This window comes from Nocardioides zeae (genome assembly GCF_030818655.1).
Taxonomy (GTDB): Bacteria; Actinomycetota; Actinomycetes; order Propionibacteriales; family Nocardioidaceae; genus Nocardioides; species Nocardioides zeae_A.
In genome coordinates this window covers 2,717,076-2,731,371 of record NZ_JAUTAN010000001.1, presented here as the reverse complement: position 1 = coordinate 2,731,371, position 14,296 = coordinate 2,717,076, and the positions used below count along the sequence as shown (strand labels likewise).

11 protein-coding genes and 1 pseudogene are annotated in these 14,296 nt (G+C 74.0%); 8 read left to right on the top strand and 4 right to left on the bottom strand.

The features are described 5' to 3' along the window. Positions 1-265: 265 nt before the first annotated feature. The 4 genes from QE405_RS12985 to QE405_RS12970 are packed head-to-tail and all read right to left on the bottom strand — an operon-like array spanning position 266 to position 5,251. A complete protein-coding gene (locus QE405_RS12985) occupies positions 266-1,435 on the bottom strand; it encodes an MFS transporter (protein ID WP_307201368.1) in 1,170 nt (389 codons plus the stop codon). Then, entirely contained in the window at positions 1,432-2,850 is a 1,419-nt protein-coding gene (locus QE405_RS12980) for a YlbE family protein (protein ID WP_307201366.1), read from the bottom strand. Before QE405_RS12980 ends, QE405_RS12985 begins: the two co-directional genes overlap by 4 nt. Further along, complete coding sequence (locus tag QE405_RS12975; protein ID WP_307201364.1) at positions 2,847-4,361, bottom strand: FdrA family protein; 1,515 nt, start codon at positions 4,359-4,361, stop codon at positions 2,847-2,849. Before QE405_RS12975 ends, QE405_RS12980 begins: the two co-directional genes overlap by 4 nt. Beyond that, positions 4,358-5,251, bottom strand: coding sequence for an oxamate carbamoyltransferase subunit AllH family protein (locus QE405_RS12970; RefSeq protein ID WP_307201362.1), 894 nt, complete (start codon positions 5,249-5,251; stop codon positions 4,358-4,360). Before QE405_RS12970 ends, QE405_RS12975 begins: the two co-directional genes overlap by 4 nt. A gap of 84 nt (positions 5,252-5,335) precedes the next feature. Between QE405_RS12970 and QE405_RS12965 the strand changes: the two genes are divergently transcribed. The 8 genes and pseudogenes from QE405_RS12965 (at position 5,336) to QE405_RS12930 (ending at position 14,295) form a co-directional block, all read left to right on the top strand. Further along, positions 5,336-7,087: a PucR family transcriptional regulator gene (locus QE405_RS12965; RefSeq protein WP_307201360.1), complete on the top strand. Its 1,752-nt coding sequence runs from the start codon at positions 5,336-5,338 to the stop codon at positions 7,085-7,087. A 133-nt stretch (positions 7,088-7,220) separates the two neighbouring features. Beyond that, complete coding sequence (locus tag QE405_RS12960; protein ID WP_373459491.1) at positions 7,221-8,633, top strand: uracil-xanthine permease family protein; 1,413 nt, start codon at positions 7,221-7,223, stop codon at positions 8,631-8,633. An 88-nt stretch (positions 8,634-8,721) separates the two neighbouring features. Continuing rightward, positions 8,722-9,612 carry an FAD binding domain-containing protein gene (locus tag QE405_RS12955; protein ID WP_307201356.1) on the top strand — a complete coding sequence of 297 codons (891 nt, stop codon included), beginning with the start codon at positions 8,722-8,724 and terminating at the stop codon, positions 9,610-9,612. Further along, positions 9,609-9,773, top strand: a pseudogene (locus QE405_RS12950) (hypothetical protein); the annotation flags it as partial. The gene QE405_RS12955 and the pseudogene QE405_RS12950, both read left to right, overlap by 4 nt. Before the next feature lie 85 nt (positions 9,774-9,858). Next, positions 9,859-10,170, top strand: a complete 312-nt coding sequence (locus QE405_RS12945) for a (2Fe-2S)-binding protein (RefSeq protein ID WP_307205811.1) — start codon at positions 9,859-9,861, stop codon at positions 10,168-10,170. Next, on the top strand, positions 10,167-12,683 hold the full coding sequence (gene cutA, locus QE405_RS12940; RefSeq protein WP_307205805.1) for an aerobic carbon-monoxide dehydrogenase large subunit: 2,517 nt from the start codon (positions 10,167-10,169) through the stop codon (positions 12,681-12,683). Before QE405_RS12945 ends, cutA begins: the two co-directional genes overlap by 4 nt. Beyond that, positions 12,680-13,378 carry a CoxG family protein gene (locus tag QE405_RS12935; RefSeq protein WP_307201354.1) on the top strand — a complete coding sequence of 233 codons (699 nt, stop codon included), beginning with the start codon at positions 12,680-12,682 and terminating at the stop codon, positions 13,376-13,378. Before cutA ends, QE405_RS12935 begins: the two co-directional genes overlap by 4 nt. Then, positions 13,378-14,295 (top strand): carbon-nitrogen hydrolase family protein, encoded by a 918-nt coding sequence (locus QE405_RS12930; protein ID WP_307201352.1) that lies wholly within the window; start codon positions 13,378-13,380, stop codon positions 14,293-14,295. Before QE405_RS12935 ends, QE405_RS12930 begins: the two co-directional genes overlap by 1 nt. The last annotated feature ends 1 nt before the right edge of the window (position 14,296 follow it).

Below are 14,296 nucleotides of genomic sequence, written 5' to 3'. Positions count from 1 at the left end.
GGGCGAGCTCGGACCGGACCGGACCGGACCGGGCGAAGAAAACGCGGACGGCGGGCAGCCAAAGGGCCGTCTGGACCGATCCAACCGAGGGCCGGGTCCGCGTTTTCCTCCGCCGGCCCGAGCCCGTCCGCGTTTTCTTCTCGGGCCGTCCGCGCCGGACGCGCCCGAGCGGCTCTGCGAAATGTGCAGGTGGGACACGTCCGCGTCGATCCGGGGTGTCGCAGCCGCACATTCCGGGCGCCCGAGCTACAGCAGCCGCCCCGGCCTACGCCGCCACCCGCCGCTCCGGCCCGAGCAGGGCGCCGACCACCACCTGCGCGACGGCCGCCACGGCCAGCAGGAGGAACGGCACGGTCCACGACCCGAGCGCGTCGTGCAGCGCCCCGACCCCCGTCGGGCCGCCGGCGGCGACGCCGTACGACACGAGGAACGCCATCCCCGCGAGCCGCGCCGAGTCGTGGGCGGTGCCGGCGTGCTCCACGAGCTGCGTCAGCCCCAGCGTGAAGGCGGCCCCGTTGCCGAACCCGAGGAGCAGCACGATCGCCCACGGCACCGACTCGGGCGCCACAACGAGCGCGGTGAGGGCGACCGCGTTGACGGCGCCGGCCGCGGCGTACAGGGCCCGGCGGTCGCGCACCCGGTCGACGACGAGCGGTACGGCGAGGGCGGAGGCCAGCTGCGCCGCGCTGAAGCCGGCGAGGAGCAGGCCGGCGGCGCCCTCGTCCCAGCCGCGGTCGGTGTAGGACGGCGCGATCCAGGCGAGGAGCGCGTAGAACATGATCGAGCTGGTGGTGAGGTAGCCCGTGACCAGCCACGCGGCCGGGCTCCGCCACGGCAGCCGGGCCGGGGCCGGCGTGGCGTCCGCGGCGCGCACGGGCACGGGGCGGCGCCCTGCCCGCACCACCCACCAGACGGCCGCGACGGCCGCGGGCACCGCCCAGGTCCCGAGGGCGAGGCGCCAGCCGACGGCGTCGGCGAGCGGTACGGCGAGGGCGGCGGCCAACGCGGCCGTCGTCATCATCGCGGCCATGTAGGCGCCCGTCATGGCACCGGGCCGCCGCGGGAAGTGGCGCTTCACGGCGCCCGGCAGGAGCGCACCGACGACGGCGATGCCGGCCCCGGCGACGAGCGTGCCGCCGACGAGCACCGCCGCGGGACCCCACGGGCGCACGGCCACGCCGACGGCGATCGCGACGGCTCCCACCGCCAGTGCGCGCTCGAGACCGAGACGTGCCGCGAGCAGCGTCGCCGCCGGTGCCAGCACCCCCATGCAGAGCACGGGGAGCGCGGTCAGCAGCCCGACGGCGACGCTGCTGAGGCCGAGCGCGTCCTGGAGCTCGCCCACGAGGGGCGGCACCGAGGTCAGGGGCGACCGGGTGCTCGCGGCCACCGCCACCAAGGCGGCGACGACCGCGAGGCGCCCGGCGCGGCTCACCCGAGCGTCGGTGCGGCAGCCGCCAGCGCCTGGACGGCGCCCTCGAAGCACTCCATCGGCGGGGTCACGAGACCGGCGCCGACCTGGCCGACGCCCGCGACGCGACCGGCCATGCCGGTGTTGATCTGCGGGAGCACGCCGGAGCCCAGCACCTTGGTCACGTCGATGCCCGTGGGCGTGCCGCGGAAGTCGAGGATCGGCACGCCGAGGCGCTGGTTCTCGGCGGTGGTGATCTGGTACATCAGCCGCGTCGCGGTCAGCGCGTCGCCGACCTCGCCGCCGATGAACCGCACGATCGCCGGGGCCGCCGCCATCGCGAAGCCACCGATGCCGGCGGTCTCGGTGATGGCCGAGTCGCCGATGTCGGGGTTGGCGTCGTCGGGGCCGTAGTCGCCGAGGAACATGCCGTTCGGCGTCTGCGCCGGGCCGGTGAACCACTGCTGGCCGGTGCCCGAGACCTGGATGCCGAAGTCCGTGCCGTTGCGGGCCATGACCGTGACGACGGTCGAGCCCGGGATGTCGGCGGCGGCGCTCGTGATGAGCTTGCAGGTCGGCATGACGAGGTTGAGGGCGAAGTGGTCGTTGCCGCCGATGAACCGCACGACCTCCGCCAGGCGCAGCGGGTCCACGCCGGCCTCGAGGATGTCGGGCAGCAGGTCGCGCATGAACATGAGCGTGCCGGCGCGGTTGCGGTTGTGGCCCTCGTCGCCCATCTGCACCATCTGCGCGACGATCGCCAGCATGTCGAGCTCGGCGCCGCGGTCGCGGGCGCGGCGCACACCGCTCTGCAGGGCGGGGCCGAGCACCTCGCTCATCCAGCGGAGGCGGGTGACGACCTCCTCGCTGTACGCGCCGTACCGCAGCACCTTGCCGAGGCCCTCGTTGAGCGAGCACCACGACGTGCGGCCGCTGGAGGGGTCGGTGAGCTCGAAGACCCACATCGACGGGCTGACGACACCGGCCATCGGGCCGACCGCGCCGCGGTGGTGGCAGGGCTCCCAGGTGAAGGTGCCCGCGGCGAGCTTGCGCTCGGCCTCCTCGGGACCGCTCGCGAGGCCCTCGAAGAGCACCGCGCCGATGAGCGCGCCCCGGAGCGGTCCGGAGGCGCGCTCCCAGGTGATGGGGGGACCGGCGTGCAGGAAGTGCCCGGGCTGGAGGTCGAGCGCCTCGCTCGCCAGGCGCACGTCGACGAGCTCCGCGCCCGCGGCGAGCATGCGCTCGGCGGCGAGCCTGTTCGCCTCGACGCGACGCGGGTCGGCGAGCACGCGCGCCAGCGCGGCGGAGGTGCCGGCGGGCGGCGGGGTCCAGTCGACGTCGGTGACGTCGACGCCCTGCGCGCGCAGGGCGTCGGAGAAGAGGGCGACGCCGGTGCCGACGACGGACGGCGTGCCGTCGAGAAGGTCGAGGGTGTTCATCGCTGGCCTCCGGAGACGAGGGCGACCGCGTAGCGGGTCGCCGCGGCGTTGGACGAGAAGACGGAGGCGCCGGCCGCCGCGAGGGCGGCGGCCTGGGCCTCGAGACCCTGCGGGTCGGCGTCGGTGCCGCACAGGGAGATGACGACGGCGAGCTCGCGGCCCGCGTCGGCGGCGGTACGGCGCGCCGCGGCCACCGCCGGCGCCAGGTCGCCCGCCGGGTCGGCGTGCGCCCCGTGGCCGAGCACCACGTCGAGGAGCACGACGCTGGTGGCGGGGTCGGCCGCCTCCTTCTCGAGCCGCGCGAGACGCAGGCCCGGGTCGATCATCGGGTGGGGACGGCCCTGGGTGAGGGTGTCGTCGCCGAAGTCGATCATCAGGTGGCCGTCGTGCTCGAGGCCGGCCGGGAGGGCCAGCTCGGGCCGCAGCGGGATGTTGGAGCGGATGTCGCCGAGGGTCTCGGCGGCGATGAGCATCGACTCGTCGCAGAGCGTGCCGCCCGCGAAGAGGCCGCGCAGGGCACCGCTGACCCGGGGCGCCTCGTCGGGCACGCCCCACGTGGGCCAGGCGGGACGGTCGACGCCGAGCTCGGCGAGCACCTTCTCGACGCCGGCCGTGATGGTCGGCTGGCCCGCCCCGAGCAGCACCAGGTGCACGGGGGTGGCGAGCGTCGCGGCGTACTCCTGCAGGTCGGCCGCGACCGCCGGGTGCGGCGGCTTCGAGACGACGACGATGACCTCGGTGGCCGGGTCCGCGTCGAGCGCGGCGAGAGCCGCGCGGGCGGAGAGGCCGCCGACGGCCTCGGACAGGTCGCGCCCGCCCAGGCCGAGGCAGTGGGAGACGCCGACGCCCGCGGTGTGGAGCAGGCTGGTGAACTGCTGGGCGCCGGTGCCCGACGCGGCGGCGACGCCGACCGGACCGCGGCGCACGACGTTGGCGAAGCCGAGGCCCACGCCGCCGACGATGGCCGTGCCGCAGTCGGGGCCCATGACGAGCAGGCCGCGGTCGGCCGCGGTGCGCTTGAGGAGCACCTCGTGCTCGAGCGGCACGTTGTCGCTGAAGACGAGCACGGAGCTGCCCGCGTCGAGGGCGCCCATGGCCTCGGCGAACGCGTGCTCGCCCGGCACGGAGACGACCGCGAGCGGGGCGCCGCTGCGCTCGACCGCCCAGCGGGTGGTGCGCGGGGCGGGCTCGCCGCCGAAGGTGTCGCCGGAGCCCCCGCCGCGGCCGATGGACGCGACGGCGTCCTCCATGACGGCCAGGGCGGCCGCGACGGCGTCGTCGCTCTCGGCGGAGACGGCGACGACCATGTCGTTCGGGCCCGCGTCGGCGGGGATCTCGAACCCCATGCCGGTCAGCACGTCCAGGTTGAGCTCGGTCGCCATCGCGACCTGGGCCTTGTGGACGCCGGGCGTCCCCGCGACGGTCGCGGAGACCTGCATCAGGGAGACGGAGTCGACGTACCGGCCCCGTCGGACCTCGACGTGGTGGACGTCGGTACCAGTGGCGCTCATGCGCAGTTCCTCTCGGTGGACGGCACGGGGGAGGGGAGGGAGCGAGACCCGGCGACCGCGAGCAGGCCGTCGCGGATCCCGTCGGCCAGGTCGGCGCCCGAGGTGTGGCCGAGGGCCAGCAGGGCGGCGACGTGGTGGTCGAGGTCCCCGAGGGCGCCGGTGACCTCGGGGACCTCGGGACCGGGGGCGAGCAGGGTGGTGAGCACGCGCCGTACGGCGGGGGTCGCGCGCCCCTCGGCCGCGGCGGCGAGCAGCAGGCGGGACGCCGTGGTGGTGCGGGTGCGGGCCAGGTCGAGCACGACGGCGGCCGCGGCGTCGGTGCCCGGCGTGCCGAGCAGCCGGTGCACGAGCAGCACGCCGGAGCACAGGTCGTCACCGGTGGGCGTCAGGCCGGGGCCGCGTCCGATGAGCGTCGGTGCGTCGAGGGCCAGGGCGGCCGGGGTGGCGAGACCGCCCGTCCAGGTGTGGTCCACGGCCGGCCAGGGGGCGTGGGTGGCCGCGGTCCGGGCGGTGACGCGGTCCCGGGCCGCGGCCAGGCGTCGGGCCGCCGTCGCGGGGTCCGCGGCGTCCAGCCCGGTGGTCCGGAGCCGGCTGTCGGTGTGCGCGCGGACCGGCACGACCACGTCGTCGCAGCGCAGGGCGCCGTCGCCGAGCAGGATCGGGTGGGTGGAGCGGGCCGCGAGCACCTGCTCCCACGCGACACCGCGCGGGAGGCGCACCGCGTCGGGCACGACGACGGCGTCGTGGTCGACGAGCGCACAGACGGGCTGGCCCGTGCCGGCGTCGACGAGGTACGCCGCGGCGCGGGCCGTGAGCGCGACCCGCAGCTCCCGCGGTCGGGCGGCCACGCGGGCGCCCAGCGCGAGGTCGGCGTCCGCTGCGGAGGTCACCGCACGGACGCTAGTCGGAGCGGGTACGGTCCCCCCATGTACGAAAGTGCCAAGGATCACGGCGACTCTGGACAAGTGTCGCCCATGATCTTCGATCGCCCGGTGCAGGAGTCCTGGGGCTACGGCATCTCCGTCGCCCAGATGCTCGAGCTGCCGGAGCTGGCGGGCACGACCTGCGTCGCGGGGGCCGCCGGGCTGCGGCGCCGGATCGAGCGCCTCAACGTCATGGAGGTGCCCGACATCGGGCCCTGGATGCGGGAGCAGGAGCTGCTGCTCACGACCGGCTACCCGCTCCGGGAGGACCCCGAGCAGCTGGTCGACCTCGTCGTCGAGCTCGACGAGCGCGGCGCGGCGGGCCTCGGCATCAAGCTCGGTCGCTACGTCGACGAGCTCCCCGCGAGCGTGCTCGCGGAGGCCGAGCGCCGCTCGTTCCCCGTGCTCACGCTGCCCGACCTCGGCTTCGACGACGTGCTGTCCGTCGTGCTCTCCGAGGTGCTCAACCGGCAGAGCGTGCTGCTCGCCCGCTCCGAGCACCTCCACCACGAGCTGCTCCAGCGGATCACCGCGGGGGAGGGGCTCGCCGAGGTCGCCGACCACGTGTCCCGGCTCGTCGGGGCGCGGGTGCTCGTGACGACCGCCGACGGGCGGGTGCTGGTGGAGACCGACCGCACCGAGCCCGGCCGCGCCGCCCACGGCCCCGAGGGGATCGGGGAGGACGACGGCCTCGAGCGCGACCCCACCGGACGGGTGCGGGTGGAGACGCTGGCCTACGGGTTCAGCGACGGCCCCCCGCAGCGCATCGTCGTGCCCGTGGTCGCCGGACGTCAGGACCACGGCCGCCTCGTCGCGACGGCCACGCGTCGCACCCTCGAGCCGGCCGACGAACACGCGCTGCGCCGCGCCGCCACGGTCATGGCGCTGAGCATCACGAAGCAGCGGGAGCTGGCGGCGGTCGAGAGCAAGTACGAGGGCGACTTCCTGCGCGACGTGCTGGCCGGCCGGGCCGGCGACCCCGAGGAGGTGGTCGCCCACGCCGCGATGCTGGGGTGGCGCTTCGGGCAGCCCGCCGTCGTGCTGGTGGCCCAGCACGACGACCCGCCGCCGCCCTTCCGGCCCGCGGCCGGCGCCGCGCCCCCGCAGGACCGCTTCTTCGCCGCCTGGCGCTCCGTCGTCCGCTCGGCCGACCCCGGCGCCGCCGTCGTCAGCCTCGGCGGGGAGGTCGTGGTCGTCCTCGGCATCGACCCCGGCCGGGGCGGCGACGTGCGCGACCTCGTGCGGCCCTTCGTGACGCGCGTCGCCGGCGACGGGGGCGGTGGCCGACGGACCTTCTGCACCGGCCTCTCGCGCGTCTTCACCGACGTGGGCCACCTGCCCGCGGCGTACGAGCAGGCGCGGAGCGCCGTCCGGGTCGGACGGTGGCTGCAGGGGCCGGGCGCGGTCGTCGAGTTCGACTCCCTCGGCATCCACCGGCTGCTCAGCCTCGTCTCCGACCCCGGGGAGCTGGCCGGCTTCGTCGCGGACACCCTCGGCGAGCTCGCCTCCGACGACGCGGAGAGCGAGGACCTGCGCACGACGTTGCAGGCGCTGCTCGACCACAACCTCAACGTGGCGGAGACGGCGCGGCACCTGCTCTTCCACTACAACACCCTGCGCTACCGGATCACCAAGCTGGAGCGGATGATCGGCCCGTTCACGACCGACGCGCACCTGCGGCTCAACATCGCGGTAGCGCTGCAGGCGCTCTCGCTGAGGTCGGTGAGCGAGGTGTTGCCGCAACGTGTCCCTGTAGCCAGAAGTGCACAACGTGGGAGCGGTGACGCTGGCAGAAGTCGATGATGTAGCGGACGGTGACGTCTCCGTAGGCTCAGCGGACCGCGTGTGGTCGAGGCCACACGTCGGTCCGATGCTCGGGCAGCACGGCACCAGGGCACGCGGGACGTGCCGCCCTTGAGAGGAGACTGCGATGGCATTGAAGTGGACGCTCTACGGGGACGGTGGCACGCCGCCTCCGGGCGGGGTCGTCGCGCCGGACCAGCGCCTGTCGTGGCCCCGGACCATCGGCCTCGGTGCGCAGCACGTGGTCGCGATGTTCGGCGCCACGTTCGTCTTCCCGGTCATCATGGGCCTCAACCCGCAGCTCGCGGTGCTCATGTCCGGCATCGCGACGATCCTGTTCCTGCTGATCGTCAACGACAAGATCCCGTCCTACCTGGGCACCAGCGCCGCGTTCGTCGCGGCCGCCGGTGCGATCCGCGCGCAGGGCGGCGAGAGCTCCGACGTCACCGGTGCGATCCTCGTGGCCGGCGTCATCCTCTTCCTCATCGGTGTGCTGGTGCACTTCGTCGGCGGGCGGATGATCGACAAGATCCTGCCGCCGGCCGTCACCGGTGCCGTCGTCATGCTCATCGGCTTCAACCTCGCGCCGGTCGTGGCCGACCTCTACTGGCCGGCCGACCAGTGGACCGCGCTGGCCACGATGGTCTTCGTCATCGTCGTCTCGGTCGTGGTGCGCGGCTTCATCTCGCGCATCGCGGTGCTCCTGGGCCTCATCTTCGGCACCGCGTTCTCGTGGTTCCTCGACACGGTCTCCGGTCCGATCACGGCGGCGGACGGCTCCGAGGCCGACCGCATCAACTTCTCGGCCGTGGGTGCCGCCGAGTGGATCGGTTTCCCGAAGAGCATCACGCTCGCCGACGGCAGCGTGCTCTCGGGCGCGCACCTGCCGACCTTCAGCGCCACCTTCATCCTGCTCGTCATCCCGGGCGTCATCGCGCTCGTCGCCGAGAACGCGGGCCACGTCAAGGCCGTGCAGGAGATGACCAAGCGCGACCTCAACCCCTACATGGGCCGGGCCTTCATGGGTGACGGCGCGGGCACCGCGCTCGCCAGCTTCGTCGGCGGCTCGCCGACCACGACCTACGCCGAGAACATCGGTGTCATGGCCGCCACCCGCGTCTACTCGACGGCGGCCTACTACGTCGCGGCCGTCGTCGCCATCCTCTTCGGCTTCTCGCCGAAGTTCGGAGCGCTCGTCTCGGCCGTCCCGAGCGGCGTGCTCGGCGGCATCACCGTGGTGCTCTACGGCATGATCGGCCTGCTGGGTGCGAAGATCTGGGTGGACAACAAGGTCTCGTTCGGCAGCCCGCTCAACCTGGTGCCGCTCGCCGCCGGCCTCGTCATCGGCATCGGCGACGTGGCGCTCAAGTTCACCGACAACTTCTCCATCGCCGGCATCGCGCTCGGCACCATCGTGACGATCGTGGCCTACCACGCCGTCAAGCCCTTCGCCCCCGCCGACTGGCTGGGCGACGACGCCCACGGCGCGACGGCCGGCACCCCCGGCCCGACCGGCGGCCCGGCGGACGGACCCGTCGCCCGCTGAGCGTCGCCACCGGCCCTCAGCCGGACACCGCACGGACACGGGGAGGCCTGCAGGAGGGTGCAGGCCTCCCTCACCGGACAGGGAGACCATGAAGACCCCGAAGTTCACCTACCACGCACCCCGCACCGTGGCCGAGGCTCTCGACGTGCTCGCGGAGCACAGCACGGACGCGAAGGTGCTGGCAGGAGGCCAGAGCCTGGTGCCGGTCATGGCCATGCGCCTGGCCTCGCCGGCCCACCTCGTCGACATCAACCGGCTGACCGACGAGCTGTCGGCGCTGGAGGTGGACGACGCCGGGGTCCGCATCGGCGCCCTCGTGCGCCATGCCCGCCTCGAGCGTGACGAGGCCGCCGCCGCGAGCGTGCCCCTCGTCGGCCAGGCGCTGCGACACGTCGCCCACCCGACGATCCGCAACCGCGGCACCACCGTGGGCAGCCTCGCCCACGCCGACCCCTCGGCGGAGATGCCGACCGTGCTCGCCCTCCTCGGCGGGCACGTCGTCGCGCGCTCCGTCCGTGGCGAGCGCACCATCGACGCGGCCGACTTCTTCGTCGGCCCCATGGAGTCGTGCCTCGGCTACGACGAGCTGGCGGTCGCGGCGTACTTCCCGGCGCCCCCGGGACGCTTCGGCACCGCCTTCGACGAGATCTGCCGCCGCCACGGCGACTACGCCATGTGCGGCGCCGGTGTCGTGGCGGTGCTCGACGAGGCGGAGCAGTACGTCTCGCTGAAGCTCTCGCTGGTCTCCGTCAACGACGTCCCCGAGGTGCTCGACCTGACCGAGGTAGTGCGCGGCACCGCGTACGACGAGGTGGACCATGCCGTCCTCGGCGACTGGGTGCGCGACCGGATCGACCCGCCGGGCGACCTGCACGCAAGCGCCGACTTCCGCCGCCACCTCGCGTCGGTGCTGACGAAGCGCCTGACCCGTGAGGCCGCGGCGCGCGCGATCACGACGACCGAAGGAGCACGGGCATGACGAGCACGGACCACACGGACGTCGGCGAGCAGCACCTCGAGGTGCGGCTCCGCGTCAACGGGATGCCCCGCCGCGTCGAGCTGCCGGTGCGCCGCACCCTGTGCGACGCGCTGCGCCAGGACCTGGGGCTGACCGGCACCCACGTCGGCTGCGAGCACGGCGTCTGCGGCGCCTGCACCGTGCTGCTCGACGGCGAGCCCGTGCGCAGCTGCCTCATGCTCGCGGTGAGCGCCGAGGACCCACGACGTGACCACCGTCGAGGGCCTGACGGAACCGGACGGCCGGCTGAGCCCGACGCAGCAGGCGTTCGTCGACTGCCACGGCCTGCAGTGCGGCTTCTGCACCCCCGGCTTCCTCACGACCGTCTCCGCGTTCATCGAGGAGAACCCGGACCCCACGCCCGAGGAGGCCCGCGAGGCCGTCGGCGGCAACCTGTGCCGCTGCACCGGCTACCAGAACATCGTCGCCTCGGTGCTCCGCGCCGCGGAGATCCAGAAGGAGCGGGCCGCGGAGCCCGGCGCGACCGAGCCGTCCGCGAGCGAGGGGAGCGACGCGTGAGCACCCGCAGCTTCGGCGAGCCCGTCAAGCGGGTCGAGGATCCGCGCCTGGTGACGGGCAAGGGCCGCTACGTCGACGACATCGGCGACGACCGCACCCTCCACGCCGCGTTCGTGCGCACCCCGCACGCCCGCGCACGGATCCGCGACATCGACCCCTACGACGCCTACGAGCTCGAGGGCGTCGTCGCCGTCTACACCTGGGACGACCTCTCCGGCCCGACCGCGGAGCCCCTGCCCCTGCTCATCCCGCACCCCGACCTCACCCACCCGCGCACCGGCTACGCCCTCGCGCGCGACGCGGTGAACCACGTGGGCGAGGCCGTCGCGATGGTCATCGCCCGCGACCGGTACGTCGCGGAGGACGCCGCGGCGCTCGTGAAGGTCGACTACGAGGTGCTCAAGCCCGTCGTCGGCCTGCGCAAGGCGGCCGCGGCCGAGGAGCTGGTCTACGACGACATCCCCGGCAACGCCGCCGCGGTCTCGACCCAGGCGTACGGCGACGCCGCCAGCGCCGTGGCCGACGCCCCGCACCGCCTCACCTTCGAGTGGGACATCGAGCGCAGCGCCTGCATGCCCATGGAGGGCAAGGGCGTGCACGCCCGCTGGGACGCGCACGAGGAGAAGCTGACGCTCTGGACGGCGACACAGACGTCCACCGGCGTGCGGGGCGCGGTCTCGGCCAAGCTCGGCCTCGAGCTGACCCAGGTCGACGTGGTCACGCCCGACGTGGGCGGCGGCTTCGGCGTCAAGATCGTGCACCCGTGGCCCGAGGAGATCATGGTCCCGTGGGCCGCGATCCGGCTCGGCCGCGACGTGAAGTGGACCGAGGACCGGCGCGAGCACTTCGTCTCCAGCGCCCACGAGCGCGCCCAGCTGCTCACGGTGCAGGTCGGGTTCGACGACGACGGTCGCGTGCTCGGCCTCGAGGTCGACATCCTCCACGACCACGGCGCCTACATCCCCTACGGCCTCATCGTGCCGATCAACGCCTCCACGCAGCTCCTCGGTCCCTACCGGCCGGGGGCCTACCGGGTGACGTTCACGAGCCTCTACACCAACACGGTGCTCGTGACGCCGTACCGCGGCGCGGGCCGGCCCCAGGGCGTCTACGCCATGGAGCGCACGATGGACCGCATCGCGCAGTACCTCGGCAAGGACCGCCTCGACGTGCGCGCGGCCAACTTCATCCAGCCCGACGAGTTCCCGGTCGACTTCGGCCTCATGTTCCAGGACGGGCGCCCGCTCCGCTACGACTCGGGCAACTACCCGGCGCTCGCCGACAAGCTGCGCACGCTCGTGGGCTGGGACGAGTTCGAGAAGATCCGCGCCGACGCCCGCGCCGAGGGCCGCCAGGTCGGCATCGGCCTCGGGTTCTACGTCGAGGGCACGGGTCCCGGCCCGTACGAGGGCGGCCACGTGCAGGTGCTCACCTCGGGCAAGGTGAAGGTCGCCACCGGCATCACCTCGCAGGGCCAGGGCCACCAGACCGCGTTCGCGCAGATCGTCGCGACCGAGCTCGGCGTGCCCTTCGAGGACGTCATCGTCACGACGGGCGACACCCGGCGGTTCGGCTACTCCGTCGGCACCTTCGCCTCGCGCGGCGCCGTCATGAGCGGCAGCGCCATCGCGCTGGCCGCCCGCAAGGTCAAGGAGCGCACGCTGCGGCTCGCCGCCGACGCGCTCGAGGCCGACCCGGGCGACCTCGAGATCGTCGAGGGCATGGTGCAGGTCAAGGGCGACCCCTCGACCGCCGTGGGCATCGGCACCGTCGCGGTGCTGTCCAACCCGCTGCGCTACGCGTTCGACGAGGCCAGCAAGGCCGCCACCCAGTTCGGCGGCGGCCCGGTCGACTACGCCAAGCCGCCGGTCGCGCCGGGGGAGAAGCCCGGACTCGACGAGACGGACTACTACTCCCCGCCGTACTCGACCTTCGCCGCCGGCGCGCACGCCGTCATCGTGGAGACCGACCCGGAGACGGCGGAGATCTCGATCCTCAAGTACGCCGTCGTGCACGACTGCGGGAAGATGATCAACCCCCGCATCGTCGAGGGCCAGATCCACGGCGGCGTCGCGCAGGGCGTGGGCGGGGCGCTCTACGAGATCATGGCGTACGACGAGGCCGGCCAGCTGGCCAACGCCTCCTTCATGGACTTCCTCATGCCGTACGCCTCCGAGGTGCCCACCAGCATCGACATCGACCACCTGGAGACGCCCTCCCCGCTCAACCCGCTGGGGATCAAGGGCGCGGGCGAGGCCGGCGTCATCCCCACCTCCGCGGCCATCGCGGCGGCCATCGAGGACGCCGAGGGCATCCCCATCGTGCGGATGCCGATCTCGCCGTCCGAGCTGTTCGACCTGCGCCGCGCCGCGGCGTACCCCGAGCCGCTCGTCAACACCATGCCGGGGACGGAGAGCGTGCGCTGGGTCGACCCGGCGTCGGTCCTCCCCGGCAGCCCGACCCCGTCTGCGGCACCCTCCGCAGCATCCACCGAAAGTGAGGCCCGCGCGTGAAGGTCACCGGCGAAGCAACGCTGACCAGCAGCATCGACGCCCTCTGGGCGGCGTTCAACGACCCGGCCGTCCTCGTCGCGACGATCCCGGGCTGCCAGCAGCTCGAGACGGTCACCGAGGACTCCTACCGGATGACCATCAGCGCCGGCGTGGCCGCGATCCGCGGCACCTACGAGGGCGAGGTGCACCTCAAGGACAAGCGGGAGCCGCACTACCTGAAGATGGTCGCGTCCGGCGCCGGCGGCCCCGGGACGATCCAGGTCGAGGTGGACGTCGACATGGAGGCGCAGGGCGAGGGCACGCTCATCCGCTTCGTCGCCGACGCGGTCGTCGGCGGCATGATCGGCGGCGTCAGCCAGCGGATGCTCGCCAGCGTCGGCAAGCGCCTCGCGGCCGAGTTCTTCAAGGCGATCGACGACCACCTGCAGAACGGTCCGGTGCCCGTCGGCCCGACCGCGTCCGCGATCAGCCCCACCGACCAGACCGCGGCGGAGACCCGCGAGGGCGGGGCGGGCAACGCGGGCTCGGCCGAGGGCACGTCCGAGGCGCAGCGCAGCTTCTCCCGGCCGGGCGCGGTCTCGGCGCCCGCTGCGGGCGGCTCGCCGGACGCCTTCCTCAAGGGCACCCTCACCGGGGCCGGTCTCATGCTCGTCGGCGTGCTCGTCGGCGCCCTGCTCGGACGGCGGGCCCGCTGATGCGCGACGTCACCGTGGCCGCGGTCCAGGTCGCCCCGAGCTCGGCGCCGCTGACGCCCGAGACGATCGCGGGCAACACCGAGCGCGCGCTGACCTGGGTCGAGCGCTCCGTCGAGGCCACGGGCGCCGAGCTCGTCGTGCTGCCCGAGACCGTGACGACCGGGTTCGGTCCCGCGATGGGCGCCGAGGAGCTGTGGGACCTGCTCCAGGCGTCGCCGGGGGCCGGCACCGCGCCGTACACCGACCTCGCCCGCCGGCTCGGCATCCACCTGGTGTGGGGCGCGTACGAGGCCGGCGCGGAGCGCGGTGTCGTCTACAACTCCGCGCACCTCGCGGGGCCGGACGGCAGCGTGCTGGGGACCTACCACAAGACGCACCCGTTCGGCACCGAGGACATCGAGCGTGGCGGCTGGGTGACGCGCGGCGAGCACGTCACCGTGGTGGACACCGAGATCGGCACGATCGGGCTGATCATCTGCTTCGACGGGGACTACCCGGAGCTGTCCCGCATCAACGCGGTCAAGGGCGCCGAGATCATCGCGCGCCCCTCCGCGCTGCTGCGCAGCGCCGACCTGTGGGAGCTGACGACGCGGGCGCGGGCGTACGACAACCACGTCTACGTGATCGGTGCCAACGCGACGGGCGTGGACCCGGCGGGCGCGCCGTACTTCGGCAACTCGCTCATCGTCACGCCCATCGCCGAGGTCGTCGCGCGGGGCGCCAGCCACGAGGGCTGGGTCAGCGCCGCGCTGAAGCCGCAGCGGGCGATGGCGACGCTGACGCCCGGCTCGAGCGTGCCGCAGAAGTGGGACCACCTCGACGAGCGGAACCTGGCGCTGCTGGCGAACTACGCCGAGGAGCTGGCCGGTCCGGCGAACACCCCGTTCCCGCTCGGCGGTGGCCGGGTGGGATCCTAGG